Annotated in this window: 17 protein-coding genes and 1 tRNA gene; 8 read left to right on the top strand and 10 right to left on the bottom strand. The window is 45.8% G+C overall.

Annotated elements, in window-relative coordinates; genetic code table 11:
- Nucleotides 1-7 precede the first annotated feature (7 nt).
- Entirely contained in the window at nucleotides 8-721 is a 714-nt protein-coding gene (locus tag QH73_RS01130) for an LmeA family phospholipid-binding protein (RefSeq protein ID WP_039714901.1), read from the bottom strand.
- Between the two features lie 204 nt (nucleotides 722-925).
- On the opposite strand from QH73_RS01130, the gene QH73_RS01125 reads away from it, so the two are divergent.
- Together QH73_RS01125 and QH73_RS01120 are read left to right on the top strand one after the other, a co-directional pair.
- Nucleotides 926-1,705 carry a pseudouridine synthase gene (locus QH73_RS01125; protein WP_039714900.1) on the top strand — a complete coding sequence of 260 codons (780 nt, stop codon included), beginning with the start codon at nucleotides 926-928 and terminating at the stop codon, nucleotides 1,703-1,705.
- 31 nt (nucleotides 1,706-1,736) lie between these two features.
- On the top strand, nucleotides 1,737-2,537 hold the full coding sequence (locus tag QH73_RS01120) for a helix-turn-helix domain-containing protein (RefSeq protein ID WP_039714899.1): 801 nt from the start codon (nucleotides 1,737-1,739) through the stop codon (nucleotides 2,535-2,537).
- A 149-nt stretch (nucleotides 2,538-2,686) separates the two neighbouring features.
- On the opposite strand, the gene QH73_RS01115 is transcribed toward QH73_RS01120, so the two are convergent.
- The 9 genes from QH73_RS01115 to QH73_RS28565 all read right to left on the bottom strand — a co-directional run bounded on the left by QH73_RS01115 (nucleotide 2,687) and on the right by QH73_RS28565 (nucleotide 10,820).
- Nucleotides 2,687-3,433 carry an SDR family oxidoreductase gene (locus tag QH73_RS01115; protein ID WP_039714898.1) on the bottom strand — a complete coding sequence of 249 codons (747 nt, stop codon included), beginning with the start codon at nucleotides 3,431-3,433 and terminating at the stop codon, nucleotides 2,687-2,689.
- 311 nt (nucleotides 3,434-3,744) lie between these two features.
- A complete protein-coding gene (locus QH73_RS01110) occupies nucleotides 3,745-5,055 on the bottom strand; it encodes a DNA double-strand break repair nuclease NurA (protein WP_039714897.1) in 1,311 nt (436 codons plus the stop codon).
- Nucleotides 5,056-5,152: 97 nt separating this feature from the next.
- Nucleotides 5,153-5,938, bottom strand: coding sequence for an HAD family hydrolase (locus QH73_RS01105; RefSeq protein WP_039714896.1), 786 nt, complete (start codon nucleotides 5,936-5,938; stop codon nucleotides 5,153-5,155).
- A gap of 185 nt (nucleotides 5,939-6,123) precedes the next feature.
- Nucleotides 6,124-6,195 (bottom strand) — tRNA-Gln (locus QH73_RS01100).
- 62 nt (nucleotides 6,196-6,257) lie between these two features.
- Nucleotides 6,258-6,875 (bottom strand): DJ-1/PfpI family protein, encoded by a 618-nt coding sequence (locus QH73_RS01095; protein WP_039714895.1) that lies wholly within the window; start codon nucleotides 6,873-6,875, stop codon nucleotides 6,258-6,260.
- A 224-nt stretch (nucleotides 6,876-7,099) separates the two neighbouring features.
- Complete coding sequence (locus QH73_RS01090) at nucleotides 7,100-8,863, bottom strand: R3H domain-containing nucleic acid-binding protein (protein WP_039714894.1); 1,764 nt, start codon at nucleotides 8,861-8,863, stop codon at nucleotides 7,100-7,102.
- Between the two features lie 52 nt (nucleotides 8,864-8,915).
- A complete protein-coding gene (ldpA, locus tag QH73_RS01085; protein WP_039714893.1) occupies nucleotides 8,916-10,097 on the bottom strand; it encodes a circadian clock protein LdpA in 1,182 nt (393 codons plus the stop codon).
- A gap of 97 nt (nucleotides 10,098-10,194) precedes the next feature.
- Nucleotides 10,195-10,683, bottom strand: coding sequence for an NAD(P)H-quinone oxidoreductase subunit N (locus QH73_RS01080; RefSeq protein WP_039714892.1), 489 nt, complete (start codon nucleotides 10,681-10,683; stop codon nucleotides 10,195-10,197).
- Between the two features lie 2 nt (nucleotides 10,684-10,685).
- Nucleotides 10,686-10,820, bottom strand: coding sequence for a hypothetical protein (locus tag QH73_RS28565; protein ID WP_286194030.1), 135 nt, complete (start codon nucleotides 10,818-10,820; stop codon nucleotides 10,686-10,688).
- A 645-nt stretch (nucleotides 10,821-11,465) separates the two neighbouring features.
- On the opposite strand from QH73_RS28565, the gene rplC reads away from it, so the two are divergent.
- The 6 genes from rplC (at nucleotide 11,466) to rplV (ending at nucleotide 14,911) form a co-directional block, all read left to right on the top strand.
- Nucleotides 11,466-12,104 carry a 50S ribosomal protein L3 gene (gene rplC, locus QH73_RS01075; protein ID WP_039714891.1) on the top strand — a complete coding sequence of 213 codons (639 nt, stop codon included), beginning with the start codon at nucleotides 11,466-11,468 and terminating at the stop codon, nucleotides 12,102-12,104.
- Nucleotides 12,105-12,183: 79 nt separating this feature from the next.
- Entirely contained in the window at nucleotides 12,184-12,816 is a 633-nt protein-coding gene (gene rplD / locus QH73_RS01070; protein ID WP_039714890.1) for a 50S ribosomal protein L4, read from the top strand.
- Complete coding sequence (locus QH73_RS01065) at nucleotides 12,809-13,123, top strand: 50S ribosomal protein L23 (RefSeq protein WP_039714889.1); 315 nt, start codon at nucleotides 12,809-12,811, stop codon at nucleotides 13,121-13,123. Before rplD ends, QH73_RS01065 begins: the two co-directional genes overlap by 8 nt.
- Before the next feature lie 92 nt (nucleotides 13,124-13,215).
- Nucleotides 13,216-14,079, top strand: a complete 864-nt coding sequence (rplB, locus tag QH73_RS01060; protein WP_039714888.1) for a 50S ribosomal protein L2 — start codon at nucleotides 13,216-13,218, stop codon at nucleotides 14,077-14,079.
- 122 nt (nucleotides 14,080-14,201) lie between these two features.
- Nucleotides 14,202-14,480, top strand: a complete 279-nt coding sequence (gene rpsS / locus QH73_RS01055; RefSeq protein WP_015152298.1) for a 30S ribosomal protein S19 — start codon at nucleotides 14,202-14,204, stop codon at nucleotides 14,478-14,480.
- 74 nt (nucleotides 14,481-14,554) lie between these two features.
- On the top strand, nucleotides 14,555-14,911 hold the full coding sequence (gene rplV, locus QH73_RS01050; RefSeq protein ID WP_015152297.1) for a 50S ribosomal protein L22: 357 nt from the start codon (nucleotides 14,555-14,557) through the stop codon (nucleotides 14,909-14,911).
- Nucleotides 14,912-14,975 lie beyond the last annotated feature (64 nt).

The following is a 14,975-nucleotide window of genomic DNA, read 5'->3' as shown; positions in this document are numbered from 1 at the left end:
TAACTGATTAAGGCATGACGGTAATACTACCACGACAGACGATTTGTCCTGACTGTAAGGTTAGTTCTTTTAAATTGACGTAAGAACCTAAATCTATGGCATGGTCTTCTAACTGTTCCCAAAGTGAGTTAGAGGAGATTTGGAGCTGGGGTTGAGTTAGAAGCAATTCGCGACCGCTAGACAGCTGCAAACCGCATTTAAGGGTGATGGTTGTAGTGTGGCTTGAATTGACTAAATTACCCTGAAGTAATAAAAGTTCTGGCGCGATCGCGATTTTTGTCCAGTCAATTTGTCCTCGCACGGCATTGTTGTTAGGAGCTAATTTTGATAGTAACTCTGTTAAAGCGCTAGAGAGTAAATCCGACTTCAGGGAAGCATTGAGATCCATTTCCTGTAGCGTTGCTTCCCCAGAGACATCCATAGGTTCTAACAGTTGTAGCGGCTGTCCTCTCATCGCTTGACGTAAATTTGTCTGCATTCCCTCCCCCATTAGGCAGATTTTTGCGAAATGTAAACCTTTATAAACAACGCGATCGGCAAAGATAGATAGACGGGGAATACTACCAGAAAGGATTTGTCGATCGCTGCTGGCAATTTGTACCTCTAAATGGGATACTTGCTCGACTTGCGATCGGACAAACAGCCATAGTGCTGGAGACAGCACTTTACTGATTAGGCGATGCTTAGCGGTCTTGTCTTGCTCTAAGTTGTTCGGATTCAAGGGAAGTATGTAAGTGTAACAGTTGCTCAAATTAGTGTAGTTAATATTTGTTCGGTTATCAGTGGTCAGGGAGCGCACGAGCAGGGAGTAGGGAGCTGAGGGAGCAACTCAAAATTCAAAATTCAAAATTAATTCCGAATTCCGAATTCCGAATTCCGAATTCTCAGCGTATATATTGGTATTACCTGGGTCAAGGATCGACAAATGGAGGAACGGGTACAAAAAATTCTTTCTCAGTGGGGAATAGCTTCGAGACGGCAAGCGGAAGAGATGATTAAGCTCGGTCGCGTGCGCTGTAATGGTGCTGTGGTAGAACTGGGACAAAAAGCAAATCCAACTCAGGATACGATCGAAGTTGATGGAAAGCTACTGCGATCGCCTCATCGTCCCCAGCCAACCTATTTATTGCTCAACAAACCAACTGGTGTAGTTACAACTTGCGACGATCCTCAAGGTAGACCTACAGTGATGCAACTGTTGCCAACTAATCTACGTCAAGGTCAGGGTATTCATCCTGTCGGACGGTTGGATGCAGAATCTACAGGTGCATTGTTACTGACAAATGATGGAAACTTGACATTTGCTCTCACCCACCCGCGACACGATATCTCTAAGACATATCAGGTTGTGGTTGCGGGACATCCGCCGGAATCAGTGTTAAAACAATGGCGACAGGGAGTTGTTTTAGAGGGGAGAAAGACCAGAGCGGCACAAGTGCGCGTGTTGTCTCGCGATGCCAATCGAACGTGGTTGGAATTCGTTTTATGGGAAGGCAGAAATCGACAGATTCGGCGCATGACAGAACAATTAGGTTATCCCACGCTCCAGTTACATCGGACTGCGATCGGTTCGATTCAACTAGAATCAACTGTAGGCGCGGCTTTGCCTCCGGGTCGCTATCGTCCGCTCGAAGAACGCGAGATTCATTATTTACAAAATCAACTACAAAATCAACTCAAATCTACAACAAGGGTGCAGGTGTAAGGTGCTGTCAAGAAGTGCAACAGATAAGTCTATGAAGCAGTGGAAACAACAACCACAACCACAAGAACCAATTATTCAGACGCTCGAACAGCAAAGAGCCGAAAAGTTAGGGCAGATAGGTGCTGCTCTACGTCGTAGGCGAGAAGACAAACAAATATCTTTGGAGCAAATCGAATCAACCACGCGGATTCGCCAAAGTTTTTTGCGGGCGATCGAAGCGGGTAATATTGATAAGTTACCTGAGCCAGTTTATATTCGAGGTTTTATTAAGCAATATGCCGAGGCTTTAGATTTAGATGGTACGGAATTAGCAAATTCTTTTCCTTTAGAAGATTATCGGCAGAGTTTGAAACCCGTAGGAGTCAGCTTACCTCCAGCTCAATTACAGACCTCCCATCTATACGCTATATACATTCTTTTAATTATTGGTGCAGTCAGCATTTTGTCTCAAACTTTGAGTAATTCTGACTTTCAAATCGGTCAAAATACTCAGTCACAGCCTCCATTACCCGTTGCTAATGTCGCTAAGCCTAAAGCACCAGCTAAAGCCAAACCAGTTGCTAACCTCAAGAAGCAAACCAAGCCAGTTGAAGTTGGTATAACTGTAAAAGACAAATCTTGGATACGGGTAACTGCTGACGGAAAGAAAGAGTTTGAAGGAGAGTTATCCCCAGGAACGCAGCGTAAATGGGTAGCTAACGAACAATTAAAACTCGAAGTTGGTAATGCTGGGGGAGTATTAGTTACATATAATCAGGAAGAAGCTAAACTTTTAGGACAGCTAGGACAAGTACAAAGAGTTACTTTTAAAGCAAATAATACGAAGCTCTAATTCGGAACGGGCGATTCGTAATTTATAATTCAATATTGCGATCGCACAAGTAAAGCACTCGATCGATATCTTATCAATTTGCTACAGAAATTCGATTCAAGTGCTTCATTTTCAAATGTCAATACTCTTAGAATTTATGGCAGGAGAAGCTACCACAAAATTTCTCCATCATCGTCGAGAAATTTACCCGTCGGTGGATTCTCCATCGTAGCAAGTTTGACTATAATTGATGCTCCTTGTTCGACAGTACGCGGTGCATCATCTGTACCCATATCAGTTTTTACCCAACCAGGACAAATAGAATTGACGCTAATTCTGTCCTCTACTAAATCTTTTGCCAAGGCAACAGTTATAGCATTAATTGCAGATTTGGAAGAGTTGTAAGCAACGGTATTAACTCCGTAGTAATAATGTTCTGGGTCACTCAGAGCAGTCAGGGAACCAAGTGTTGATGAAACATTTATGATTTGTGGTTTAAGGATTTGTGCTGTTCCAGCTTGCTTGAGTAACGGTAGAAAATGGTGAATTGTTGCAAATGCACCAAAAACATTCGTGAGAAAAGTATCTTTGAGAACATCTACACTCAGCGTAGATGGTCGAGTTGCTGGTGAGAAATCATAATTGACAGCAGCATTATTAATCAGCACAGTAACTTGTTTCCACTGTCTAGCCACAGTTTCAGCAGCATCTTTAATTGACGATTCATCATTGATATCAATTGGTACAAAATGAACGTCAAATCCTTCAGCACGGAGTGTTTCTGCTGCTGCTTCTCCACGTTGTACGTTACGTGTACCAATCAAAACAGTGAAGTCATGCTGGGCAAGCTGCCGTGCAACTTCATTTCCAATTCCTTTATTTGCACCTGTAATGAAAGTAACTGGCTTTGTTGTCATTGTCTCAAATCCTTGCTTGTCTAGGCTTAACTACATCGATCCAAAGCTACACAATTAAGTAGCCCCATCTTGTGATGTCATAACTTTCAATCGAGACGCTCTTCAGTAAGTTTTATTTCGCTTCATTTGCTGTTATAGCATGACAAAAAATCAGCGCGATCGCCACAACTGAAATAGTAATTTGTCACACTCTATATGCGAATTAATTCACAAATCGATCGCATCCTGCTCATTAGCAGGTAGAGTCTTTAATCGAGCGATCGCTTGTTCGAGTAACTCAGTCATAGCAGTTTACCTATTGATAATCAACTTTAAGCAATACTGCCCCGCTTACGCGCTTCTTTGTAGGAAATTCCCACATTTCGCAAGCCTGCTTTAATCATTTGTTGTTCTAGCATCGCAAAAAAACGAGCGCGATCGCCTCCTCTCACAACTGCTTGATTGTGCGCCTCTGCTAACACAACAGGGTAGCCATAGCCTTTCTGTACTTGGGCTAACATCAAACCTAAAGACTGATTAAATAAAGCTTCATCCTCTGCTACCCAAGCCGGAACTTCTACCCGTGCAATTTCCGTACCGACATGTACGTAACAGAAATAGATTGCACAATCTCCGTATAATTCTGTTATGCGGGCAGAACTACGCCATAAAGTACTTCTTTGTCCTGGCTGCAATTGGATCGACCACAGTGCCGCATCGCGCAATGGTTCGAGGACTTGACAAGGAACTTTTTCAATTTGATTCGGACAAAAACTGGCGCAGTCCGGTACTTCGTGAATGCAAGCTTGCAGACGTAAAAAATTCAAGCTTTCCATACTGCGAGAAGCGCTGAGATAACCCATGATGGGAATACCCAAAGCTTTAAGCTGTTCCCAAGCCGTCAAAATTGGTGGCAAAATGCGATCGCGTGCTTCTAAAGGCAACTGTTCCAAAAACCAATAGATTAACGATCCATCGACCATAGCTAGTGTAGGAGTGGTAGTTGGTAGTTGGTAGTTGGTAGTTGGTAGTTGATGGTTGATGGTTGACAGTTGGTTCTTCTCTCCCTCAGCTTCCTCAGCCTCCCCAACTCCCCCAGCTCTCTTCCCCCTGCTCCCTGCTCCCTGCTCCCTGCTCCCTACCACAGCAGCAGCCAACTCAGCCAATACGGTAGCTTCAGAAGCGGTACGGCGATAACCCATCCATTCTTCAGTGCGGATACCCCATTGACGCGAAATATATAAATCTTCGGGACGGTAGAATACTTCTGGTAAGCTATCGAGTAAAGGTTGGCGATTTTGTCCGTAGTGCAAGACTACCCGACCGATATTGAGTAGATAACAATAAGCGATTTCGTGATGGTTAGGAGCAATCTGCGAGCCATCCGTGGCGAGAACGGTATGAGTTTTAGGTGGTACTGGTAGATCGATGCAGGTGTTAAGCGGTTCCATTGGTATAGCGGTGCTGAATAAAATGCGATCGCGCCACTGTTTTTGTCGCTGCATCAATTCTGCTTGATTTTTGTAAGCTGCTGTCATGAGATCTTGCGCCAACTCTAACCGTTGGCGACTTGCAGCTACTTCCGTGCTTAAATGTTGGCTGATGCCTTGCATCGCCTTCGCTACTTTTGTCAGATCGAGCATATCGAGCTATAAGCTTTCGGCTATTAGTCAGCTTATATTCAATTTTTATTTTTTGTGAGTTTTTGATGATAAATATTCAAAAATCATCATTTACAATTTAGCTCCAAGCCGAAAAATCTTCAGCAAACTGAGCTAGCGATAACAACTGGATACGGGGGTTTTGCTGCGCCAGTTCTCTCTCGGCTGCGGTATTATATCCCCAATCAGCTAGAAAAAGTTTTACGTCTTCTAAGTCTGCTTGCTGTTGCACGAGTTGCAAAGTCTTGAGTCTGTCTTCCACAAACCACAAAAGAACTGGTGTTTGAGTGGCGATCGCAATTAACTCTCTGATAATTTGATATTTTGGACGCTTGATTTCTTTGCCTAAAACCGACTGACTGGGTAATTGTATACCTTGCCGTTGTAAAAGTCGCTCGACAAAACGCCCTTCTTTAGTTGTAATAATCAGCGGTTTAACCGGACTATCAATTAATGAGTGCAATCTTTCTAAAACCCCAGGATAAAACCGATGCAAGTCTAGCCAACTATCGAGATCGGTAGAAATCCATTCATCTCGAATTGTATCTAATTGCTTACCGACCTCAGCCGCAGTTAAGTTATCTTGTTGCAATAATTTTTGGGCGATCGCACTCCAATTTTGCCATATTTCTGCTTCTGTTACCCCGGATAACAAAGCTCGAATTAAAACGGGCATTTCCCAACCAGTCTCAATTACCGGACGCAGGCGATCGAATTGCGGTGTTAAATCATCTAGGGGTGTCTGAGATGATGGCAGCCAAATTTTGCAGTACGTTCGCCAAGCCGTAGCGAAATATTCTGGTAAGCCGTCACAAATTACGCCATCAAAATCCAGAGCTAAAATCGTGGGAGCATTTGCACTCATTTTTCCCAAGTGTGAGATTCCAACGGCAAGCTTAGCCGATCTAGCCCTTCAATAACAGAAAATCTCTACACAAAAATTCTCATTGTTTAGGCAAGAGATATTAACCTACTCTTACTCCCCCAGCCTCCCCAGCTCCCTCAGCTCCCCCTCACAGAAAGCTTCTACTTCAATACTCAAGATATAAACTGGGGCGCTAGGATTCGAACCTAGGGATGGCGGGACCAAAACCCGCTGCCTTACCGCTTGGCTACGCCCCATCGTTTGTTAGCCTTAACCATGATAGCAGTTAGTACTGCGAATGTGTCAAGAACTTTTACGGCTATTCCATATAATTTTCTAACTTTCCACTTAGCTGCCAGTCATATTCCATGTACTCCGCAGTCTCTCTCGCTTGTTGTTCTCCCAAAAGCTTAGCGACTACATACAACGACATATCAATCCCTGCTGAGATTCCAGCCGATAAAATTATGCTGCCGTTGTCTACAAACCTTTTATCTGGTTTAACTTGTGTATTGGGTGCAACCTGCTTGAGTAAATCGATCGCGCCATGATGGGTAGTAGCTGTAAGTCCTTCCAGCAAACCAGCTTTAGCCAAAAGTAACGCACCCGTACAGACGGAAAGCAATAACTCTGCTTGTTGAGAACGTTCTTTAATCCAGTCAATCAAAGCTGAATTGCGCATTTCTCGCCGCGTGCCGAAGCCACCAGGCACGAGTACAATATGCGATCGCGGGCAGTCAAGTAAAGTGTACTGCGGATTGATACTCAACTGATTCCGAGCGATTATTGGTCGGCGTTCCTCGGCTACCGTGTAGACGTTAAAAGGCTCAGAGCCATTGCGTTTTCCCGTCACTCCAAAGACTTCGTAGGGACCGCAAAAGTCCAAAATCTCTACCTCATCAAAAATTAAGATAGCAACGTTTCTTCGCTGTGTCATATCTACCTGAGTATGGGTGTGAGAGGATTTAGCGATCGCTCATACAATTGTTTTTACACTCACACAATAGCGTTACTTTTGAAAAGATACAGATGAGCCAACTTTAGCTAGTACACAGCGATCGCGGTAGATCTGTTAGAGGCGGAAAGCCGTTTTCAATGGGGTAACATACAGAACTAGTAGGGGCGCACAGCTGTGCGCCCCTATGTATACCGAAAAAAACATTACGCCGGATAAATCCGCAAGCGCCGATTTGGTTCGTCACCAAAGCTATCTGATTTCAAGCGATAGTGTTCTACTAATTCGTGTTGCATCTTTCGCACTTTTGCCGAACGGGGTAACAACTCTACGGGTTGTCCTTTGGGAATTACGATTTGTTCTACCGCTAAACGAGCCTCTTCTAAAGCATCGAGTTCGTCCTCGCTGCCATTTTGGATGAATAAACTCAGTTCCCGTTCGTCCGGTACGACTGGCTCGTCCATATCCAACAACCGCCGCAACGTGCGGATAATTTGTGGAATAGTATTTGACTTGAGCGTGTGAATTGGGACGTGACGCGCCTTAGCGACATGACGTAACTTAGACTGATTTTTGACGTGCGATCGCAAAGCTAAAATTGCATCGGCACTGTCAATATCTTTCGTCAGTACCACGGGTAAACTCAGCACTTGGATTGCTTGCTCTAACTGGTGGCGACTCACACCGTAGGGATAAATATGCAAGGGTAAATCTTCCCCATTCGGACCCGCATTCACCGCCAAATCGCTGTTAAAGCGATCGCTGCGAGCCAGAGATTCATCCAACAAGCGCTCGAACTCTTGTTCTCGCGTGGCTGGTTCTGGTACGGCAGCAAGTGGTATCATTCGTCCAGTCGAACGCCACCCACCTACAGTCATAGTCGGCGATAGTTTCGATTCTTCCTCTTGCCTGGGATTGCCTACCTCGTAGCCTCGCCCAAACCCATCTTGCCCTACTCCCCGTAGTGGCGTGGGTGACTGTCGTACAATCGTGACTTTACCATCTGCATCAACAGTTCTAACTTGTGGATTTGGTATGCGTCCTCTCAGCAGTGCATCGACGGTATCAGCAACGCTTTCATGGATCGTCCAGCGTTGTCTTTCCAACATTTCCACGGCAATTTCAAATGTTGGTGGAGCTTTACGTTCTAAAACAGTTTTCTGCGTCCGCCGCCGTCTGGCTTCATCATCGCCTAAAGTGACAGACTGGATACCACCCACTAAGTCTGATAGAGTCGGGTTCTTGATCAAATTTTCAATTTGATTGCCGTGCGCCGTTCCTACCAGTTGTACGCCCCGTTCGGCAATGGTACGAGCCGCTAGAGCTTCCAACTCCGTACCAATTTCATCAATCACGATGACTTCTGGCATGTGATTTTCTACTGCCTCAATCATCACTTGATGCTGAAATTCTGGACGCGATACTTGCATTCGTCGCGCCCGTCCAATGGCTGGATGAGGAACATCTCCATCCCCTGCAATTTCGTTTGAAGTATCGATAATGACGACACGCTTATTTAAGTCATCGGCTAACACTCTGGCAATTTCTCGCAAAGCTGTGGTTTTACCCACCCCAGGACGACCTAACAGTAGAATTGACTGTCCGGTTTCTACTAAATCGTGGATCATGCCAATCGTGCCAAAGACAGCCCGCCCGACACGACAGGTTAAACCGATAATATCGCCAGCACGGTTCCTAATCGCACTAATCCGGTGCAGAGTTTGCGCCAGTCCTGCCCGATTATCACCACCAAAATGTCCCACGCGCTGTATGCTATATCTAATTTGATCGTGGGAAATGCCAGACTCAGCAAGGTACTCGGCGCGATCGGGAAAACGAGCTTCTGGGCGACGACCTAAATCCATCACCACTTCAATTAAGCTGTCCCGCTGTGGGTGTTGCTCTAAAACATTTTTAATGTCTAGTGGCAAAATATCTAACAACTTCTGGAGATCGTCTGTTTTTGTCATGCTGGCTAGAGCTATTCAGTCAACAATAGCGAGAAGGTTTAGCAATTTTGTTCTATGGCAACTCCATAGACTTCAGTTGAGATACCAGCGAATAGGCAAGTTCTACTGCTTGCCATAGTAATTCCGGTACGTTTTCCAAGCAGGCGATCGCTCTTTCATTAGCTGGATTTACCTCCATTTGTTCTAATTGGTGCAAAATCGGCGACAGCAAAACGCGGGCATAACTGCCATAGGCGATTCCTGAAATGTGGGAGTCGGGAGCCGGAAAGTCGTAAGTCGTAAGTCGTAAGTCGTAATTGTTTTGACTTTTAACGTTTGACTTTTGACTTTTCCTCAACAATCCCATCGCTGCTAACTTGGCAACGGTATAGCTGTTCGTTCCACCTGCAAGTTGAACGTATCCAGGTAAGCCAGCCGCCAAGACTTTTTGACCTAATTTCACGGCGGCTAAGGTTGTACCGTCGCCAATATCACCGCTCATCGGTCGCCCGTCAGTTTGCCAAATTATCGGACACTTAAGGGGAGAAATTAGACGATGTAGGCTGTGGAGATATTCAATTAATCCATCGCCATCAGGACAGCTAATTGCCACAAGTTTCAAGCGCTCGATCCAGGGAGCTATACTTAACCATAAACGCTGAAATTCTGCTGTTCTACCCACCTGGGTATGAATTTCTACTGCATCGACACCAGTAGCAAGTACGAGCGGCGCGATCGCTCCTGGTGTCGATACATAAGAGCGAGTGTAAATAATTTGCGGCGGACAAACAGGCAAACACCGCCCGCAGCCGTAACAATTTTCCGATATAACTCCAGAAGATACAACTTTAGAATAATCGTCCCTGGGGGGATGAAACACAATTGCTTGAGCAGGACAAACTCGTTCGCACGGGCGATCGCATTGTGACGGACACTCAACCGCATTAAACTCTGCTTTACGAAAATGTGGGTCTTCGCCATCGTTGAGGCTTACCATCAACCAAGGCAACTCTCCTCGACTGCCAAAGCCGCGCTGTCGAGCTTCTTCCATTAACGTACTTGCCACGGCGATCGCGGCTTGCACTGACGCAATTACAGATGGGTCTGCTGCCACATCAATACAATCAGCACCAGCCAGGGTATACGCTAAGCTAAGATTTCTGACCGCAGGCAGATGCTGGTAGCTGGCTCCGCAAATCAATTTGAACCAGTGACCTTCCTTTAAAGAGCGTAAGGCATTGTCAATCTCAGTCACACTTCTATGCTAATGTGCAACCGATAAAAAAGAATATGTCCTCGATTAATTTCTATTACTTGTTGCCAATTTTTTTTCCTTGACTGCGAATGAGTATTTATCCGGCTTGGTAGTTGGGTGCGAGAGTATCTTTCAGTGGTTGCCAGCGAAAATAGCGCTCTCCTCCTCTTTCTAAGACGATTTTTACTCGCGGGTCTAGGGTAGGCAAATTGACCAAAAATTCAATTTCTTGATTCGAGAGAATGTGTCCTTCAATAATCCACAGGACTAACCCTTTAGACTTGGGTGGTAGCTGCTCCAAGTTGTAGCTGACTATCGGTGGTACGTAATAAACGTATCCTACTGCTGCCCCTTGACCTACACTCTTCTTGCCCAAGTGTGGCGGACGCACACCATGAACTCCAGTTAGATAAGCCGATACGTCTCCTAGTCCCCTAGCAGTAATATTCAGAGTTGTATAGCCAGTAGCACGCAAGCGGCGACGATAACGACCTTCAAACCCACCTTCTAGCGGAGCGTAAACGCCTAGCGCCCCGTGCTTTTCTAAGTCGCGAATTAATTTGCTACCAGTAGTAAAGAGTGGCATCGTTAAGTATTGTTGTTTAATTCCATTCTTATCTTAATATTCAGTTGCCAGTTATCAGTAGTAGGGGCGGGTTTAGCCAGCAGATTCACCCTCAGGCGATCGCTCGTTCGCTCAAAACCCGCCCGTCCCCAAGTCATTAGTAGGGGCGGGTTACGAATTGCGAATAGTCCCCCTTGTCTTCTTACCTCGAAAAAATCCCGTCAATAGTTGTCATTTGCGACCGCATGATTTAAACTGTTAGATCGTGACCAAACAAGGTAGCTAGACTCAACTCATAAATTGTTTTTGACAGTTTGCTCCAGTCCTTCGGGAACAAGAGGAAATCCTCTGCAAGGCAAGCGAGTTATTTGTTTTTGAGTGTCTGACTACACTTTTTAGCTCGTTAGTGGCAGTCTCGCAGGTGAGGTACTTGAATTACCTTACTGGTGCTTCTCTAGATTCTGAGAACGTGGGTTGATGAAATCTCAGAGAAGTAAAACCCAAGAACCGTTAAGGTTCTTTGTGGATGGGATACTAGGTAGCTTGCTACTTAAGTCCTACTTAAGCCAGATAGTGCCACAACTTCTGTCGCCATTGGCAACTGCTTTACAGTAGAGCGTTTTGCGAGTTATAGCGATGAATTTGGTTTTAACCAAGTAATTCAATTGCTCGCTACTCCAGCCTGACAACCTTTTTTAGGTGAATGGGCTGGATCGATACTGAAAGCGGAGATAGTAAGAACCGAGTCCCACCATTGCAATCCGGTTCCGATGCAACTGATTTAAATAGGAGAGACAATCCCCGTGTCTATTGGTATTCTCGGCACAAAGCTGGGCATGACCCAGGTATTTGACGAGACAGGCAAAGCTATTCCTGTCACGGTCGTTCAAGCGGGTCCTTGCGTCGTGACCCAGATTAAAACAAAACAGACTGACGGCTACACCGCAATTCAAGTTGGATTTAAAGAAGTAAAACCCAAAGCGCTGAGTAAACCAGAGTTGGGTCATTTAGCAAAATCTTCTGCTCCTGCTTTGCGTCATTTGCACGAATATCGCCTCGACAATACAGGTGAATATACGCTAGGGCAGCAAATTACGGCAGATATATTTAATTCAGGACAAATTGTCGATGTCAGTGGCAATAGTATCGGTCGCGGTTTTGCTGGTTATCAAAAACGGCATAATTTCGGTCGCGGTCCTATGTCTCACGGTTCCAAAAATCACCGCCTCCCTGGATCTATTGGAGCTGGTACGACTCCTGGTCGCGTTTACCCAGGTAAGCGGATGGCAGGGCGTTTAGGTGGCTCCCAAGTCACGATTCGCAAACTGACTGTCGTGCGGGTAGATGCAGAACGCAATCTATTGCTGATCAAAGGAGCAGTTCCAGGTAAGCCAGGTGCTTTGCTCAATATTATACCTACGAAAAAAGTTGGTAAGGGATAAGAGTTGACAGTTAACGGCTAACCGTTAACTGTCAACTGTCAACTCTTATCCCAAATGAAATGAAAAGGTAAAACCCAAAATGGTTGAGTGTGTAGTCAAAAATTGGCAGGGTGAAGCAGTCGGACAGGCGACGCTTGAATTGAAAGTGGCAAAAGAAACAAGCGCTTCTCATGTCGTTCACCGCGCCCTAGTTAAACAATTAACAAATGCCCGTCAAGGAACGGCAAGCACCAAAACCCGTGCAGAAGTACGAGGTGGTGGTCGCAAACCTTGGCGACAAAAAGGAACCGGACGCGCCCGTGCTGGTTCGATCCGTTCGCCCCTCTGGCGTGGTGGTGGTGTCACTTTCGGACCCAAACCGAGAACGTACAACCTCAAGATGAACCGCAAAGAAGAACTGCTAGCATTGCGCACGGCTTTTGCAAGTAGAGCCGATGACATGGTTGTAGTAGAAGACTTTGCCGAGCAGATCTCGCAGCCGAAAACAAAAGAAATGACAGCAGCGATCGCGCGTTGGGGAATAGAACCAGGCACAAAAGTCCTATTAATTGTCGCTGAAGAAACGGAAAACGTCTATTTGTCAGCCCGTAATATTAACAAGCTGACTTTAATTTCAGCCGATGAATTAAACGTCTACGACATCCTCAACGCCGACAAGATTGTTGCTACATCATCCGCCCTTAACATGATTCAGGAGGTCTACAGTGCTTAAGATCGACCCCCGCCAGTTACCCGATCTCGTCCGCCGTCCAATTTTGACTGAAAAAGCCACGCGGTTGATGGAGCAAAACAAATATACATTTGACGTGACTCCTCAAGCTAGCAAACCGCAAATTAAAGCCGCGATCGAAGACTTATTTGAAGTTAAAGTCATACAAGTCAATACCCTGCTCAAACCTCGAAGAAAGAAGCGGGTAGGTAGGTTTGTTGGCTTTAAACCCCAGTACAAGCGAGCGATCGTTACCATAGCACCTGGGGATGAAGACAAGATCAGACAAGTTCTCTTCCCAGATGTTTAAGCTGGTCATCCGTTATTCGTCATTCGTTATTGCCACAAATGACAAATGACAAATGACAAATGACAAATGACAAATGACTAAGGAAAAAAATTATGGGTACTCGTTCTTATAGACCATACACCCCTAGCACGCGCCAACGGATTGTTTCTGATTTTGCTGAAATTACCAAAAGCGAACCAGAAAAGTCGCTGGTAAAGTACGTTCACAATCCTAAAGGACGGAACAATCGCGGTGTCATCACTTCTCGTTTTCGCGGTGGCGGACATAAGCAACTCTACCGCATCATCGATTTCAAACGTGACAAGCGCAACATTCCAGCTAAGGTAGCAGCGATCGAATACGATCCCAATCGGAACGCTAGAATTGCCCTGCTTTTCTACCAAGATGGAGAAAAGCGTTACATTCTTCAGCCAAACGGCTTGAAAGTAGGAACAGTCGTAACCGCTGGGGTAAATGCGCCGATTGAAGACGGGAATGCATTACCTTTAGCTAACATCCCCCTTGGTACAACAGTTCACAACGTCGAACTGACCCCAGGACGCGGTGGACAAATTGTTCGTGCTGCTGGTGCTAGCGCCCAAGTGGTAGCCAAAGAAGGCAATTACGTCTCTCTCAAGCTCCCTTCCGGCGAAGTCCGCATGATTCGTCGTGAATGCTACGCCACCATTGGACAAGTTGGTAATACCGACGCGAGAAACCTCAGCGCAGGAAAAGCTGGTCGCACCCGTTGGAAAGGTAAAAAGCCCCACGTTCGGGGTAGCGTTATGAACCCCGTCGATCACCCACACGGTGGTGGTGAAGGTAGAGCGCCCATTGGTAGATCGGGTCCAGTCACCCCTTGGGGTAAGCCAGCATTAGGTATGAAGACTCGTAAGCGGAAAAAACCAAGTTCTGCTTTAATCGTCCGTCGCCGTCGTAAATCCTCCAAGCGCGGACGTGGCGGTCGCGAAAGCTAAATTTGGGTAATGGGTAATAGGTAATGGGAAGTCAAAAGTCAAAATTTGCCTCTCGCCTCTCGCCTCTTGCCTAACTCACCAATTACCAACTACCAGCTACCAATTACCAACCACATAAAACTATGGGTCGTTCTTTAAAAAAAGGTCCTTTCATTGCCGATAGCCTACTCAGCAAAATTGAAAAGCTGAATTCACGAGGTGAGAAACAGGTCATCAAAACTTGGTCGCGGGCATCGACAATTCTGCCACAGATGGTCGGTCACACGATCGCAGTTCACAACGGCAGACAGCACGTTCCCATCTATGTTTCCGAACAAATGGTAGGACATAAATTAGGTGAATTTGCTCCCACCCGTACCTTTCGCGGTCACGCCAAAAGTGACAAAAAAGCTGGCAGATAACGAGCGATTAGCAATTAGCTATCAGCACTAAAAGAAGTTAATAGCTAATTGCTAACAGCTAAATGGAGAAAGTTATGGCTACAAACACAACTAATACACAAGAAATCAAAGCGATCGCCCGTTACATTCGCATGTCTCCTTTTAAAGTGCGGCGCGTTCTCGACCAAATTCGGGGGCGCTCGTATCGGGAAGCATTAATTATTCTAGAGTTCATGCCTTACCGTGCCTGCGAACCAGTGTTGAAAGTGCTGCGTTCTGCCGTTGCTAATGCCGAACACAACGCTGGATTAGAACCATCCGAGCTAAAAATTACCCAAGCCTATGCCGACCAAGGACCAGTGCTGAAGCGCTTCCGTCCGAGAGCGCAAGGGCGAGCGTATCAGATTCGCAAGCCGACCTGTCACATCACGATCGCCGTAGCAGCTCAATAAAGAGAGCTGGGGGAGCTGAGGAAGCTGAGGGAGCTGAGGGGAAAAACCTCTTGCCTCTCGCCTC

The organism is Scytonema millei VB511283 (assembly GCF_000817735.3).
Taxonomy (GTDB): domain Bacteria; phylum Cyanobacteriota; class Cyanobacteriia; order Cyanobacteriales; family Chroococcidiopsidaceae; genus Chroococcidiopsis; species Chroococcidiopsis millei_B.
Note: the sequence above shows the minus strand (reverse complement) of the source record. Positions and strands in the feature narration are given on the sequence as shown.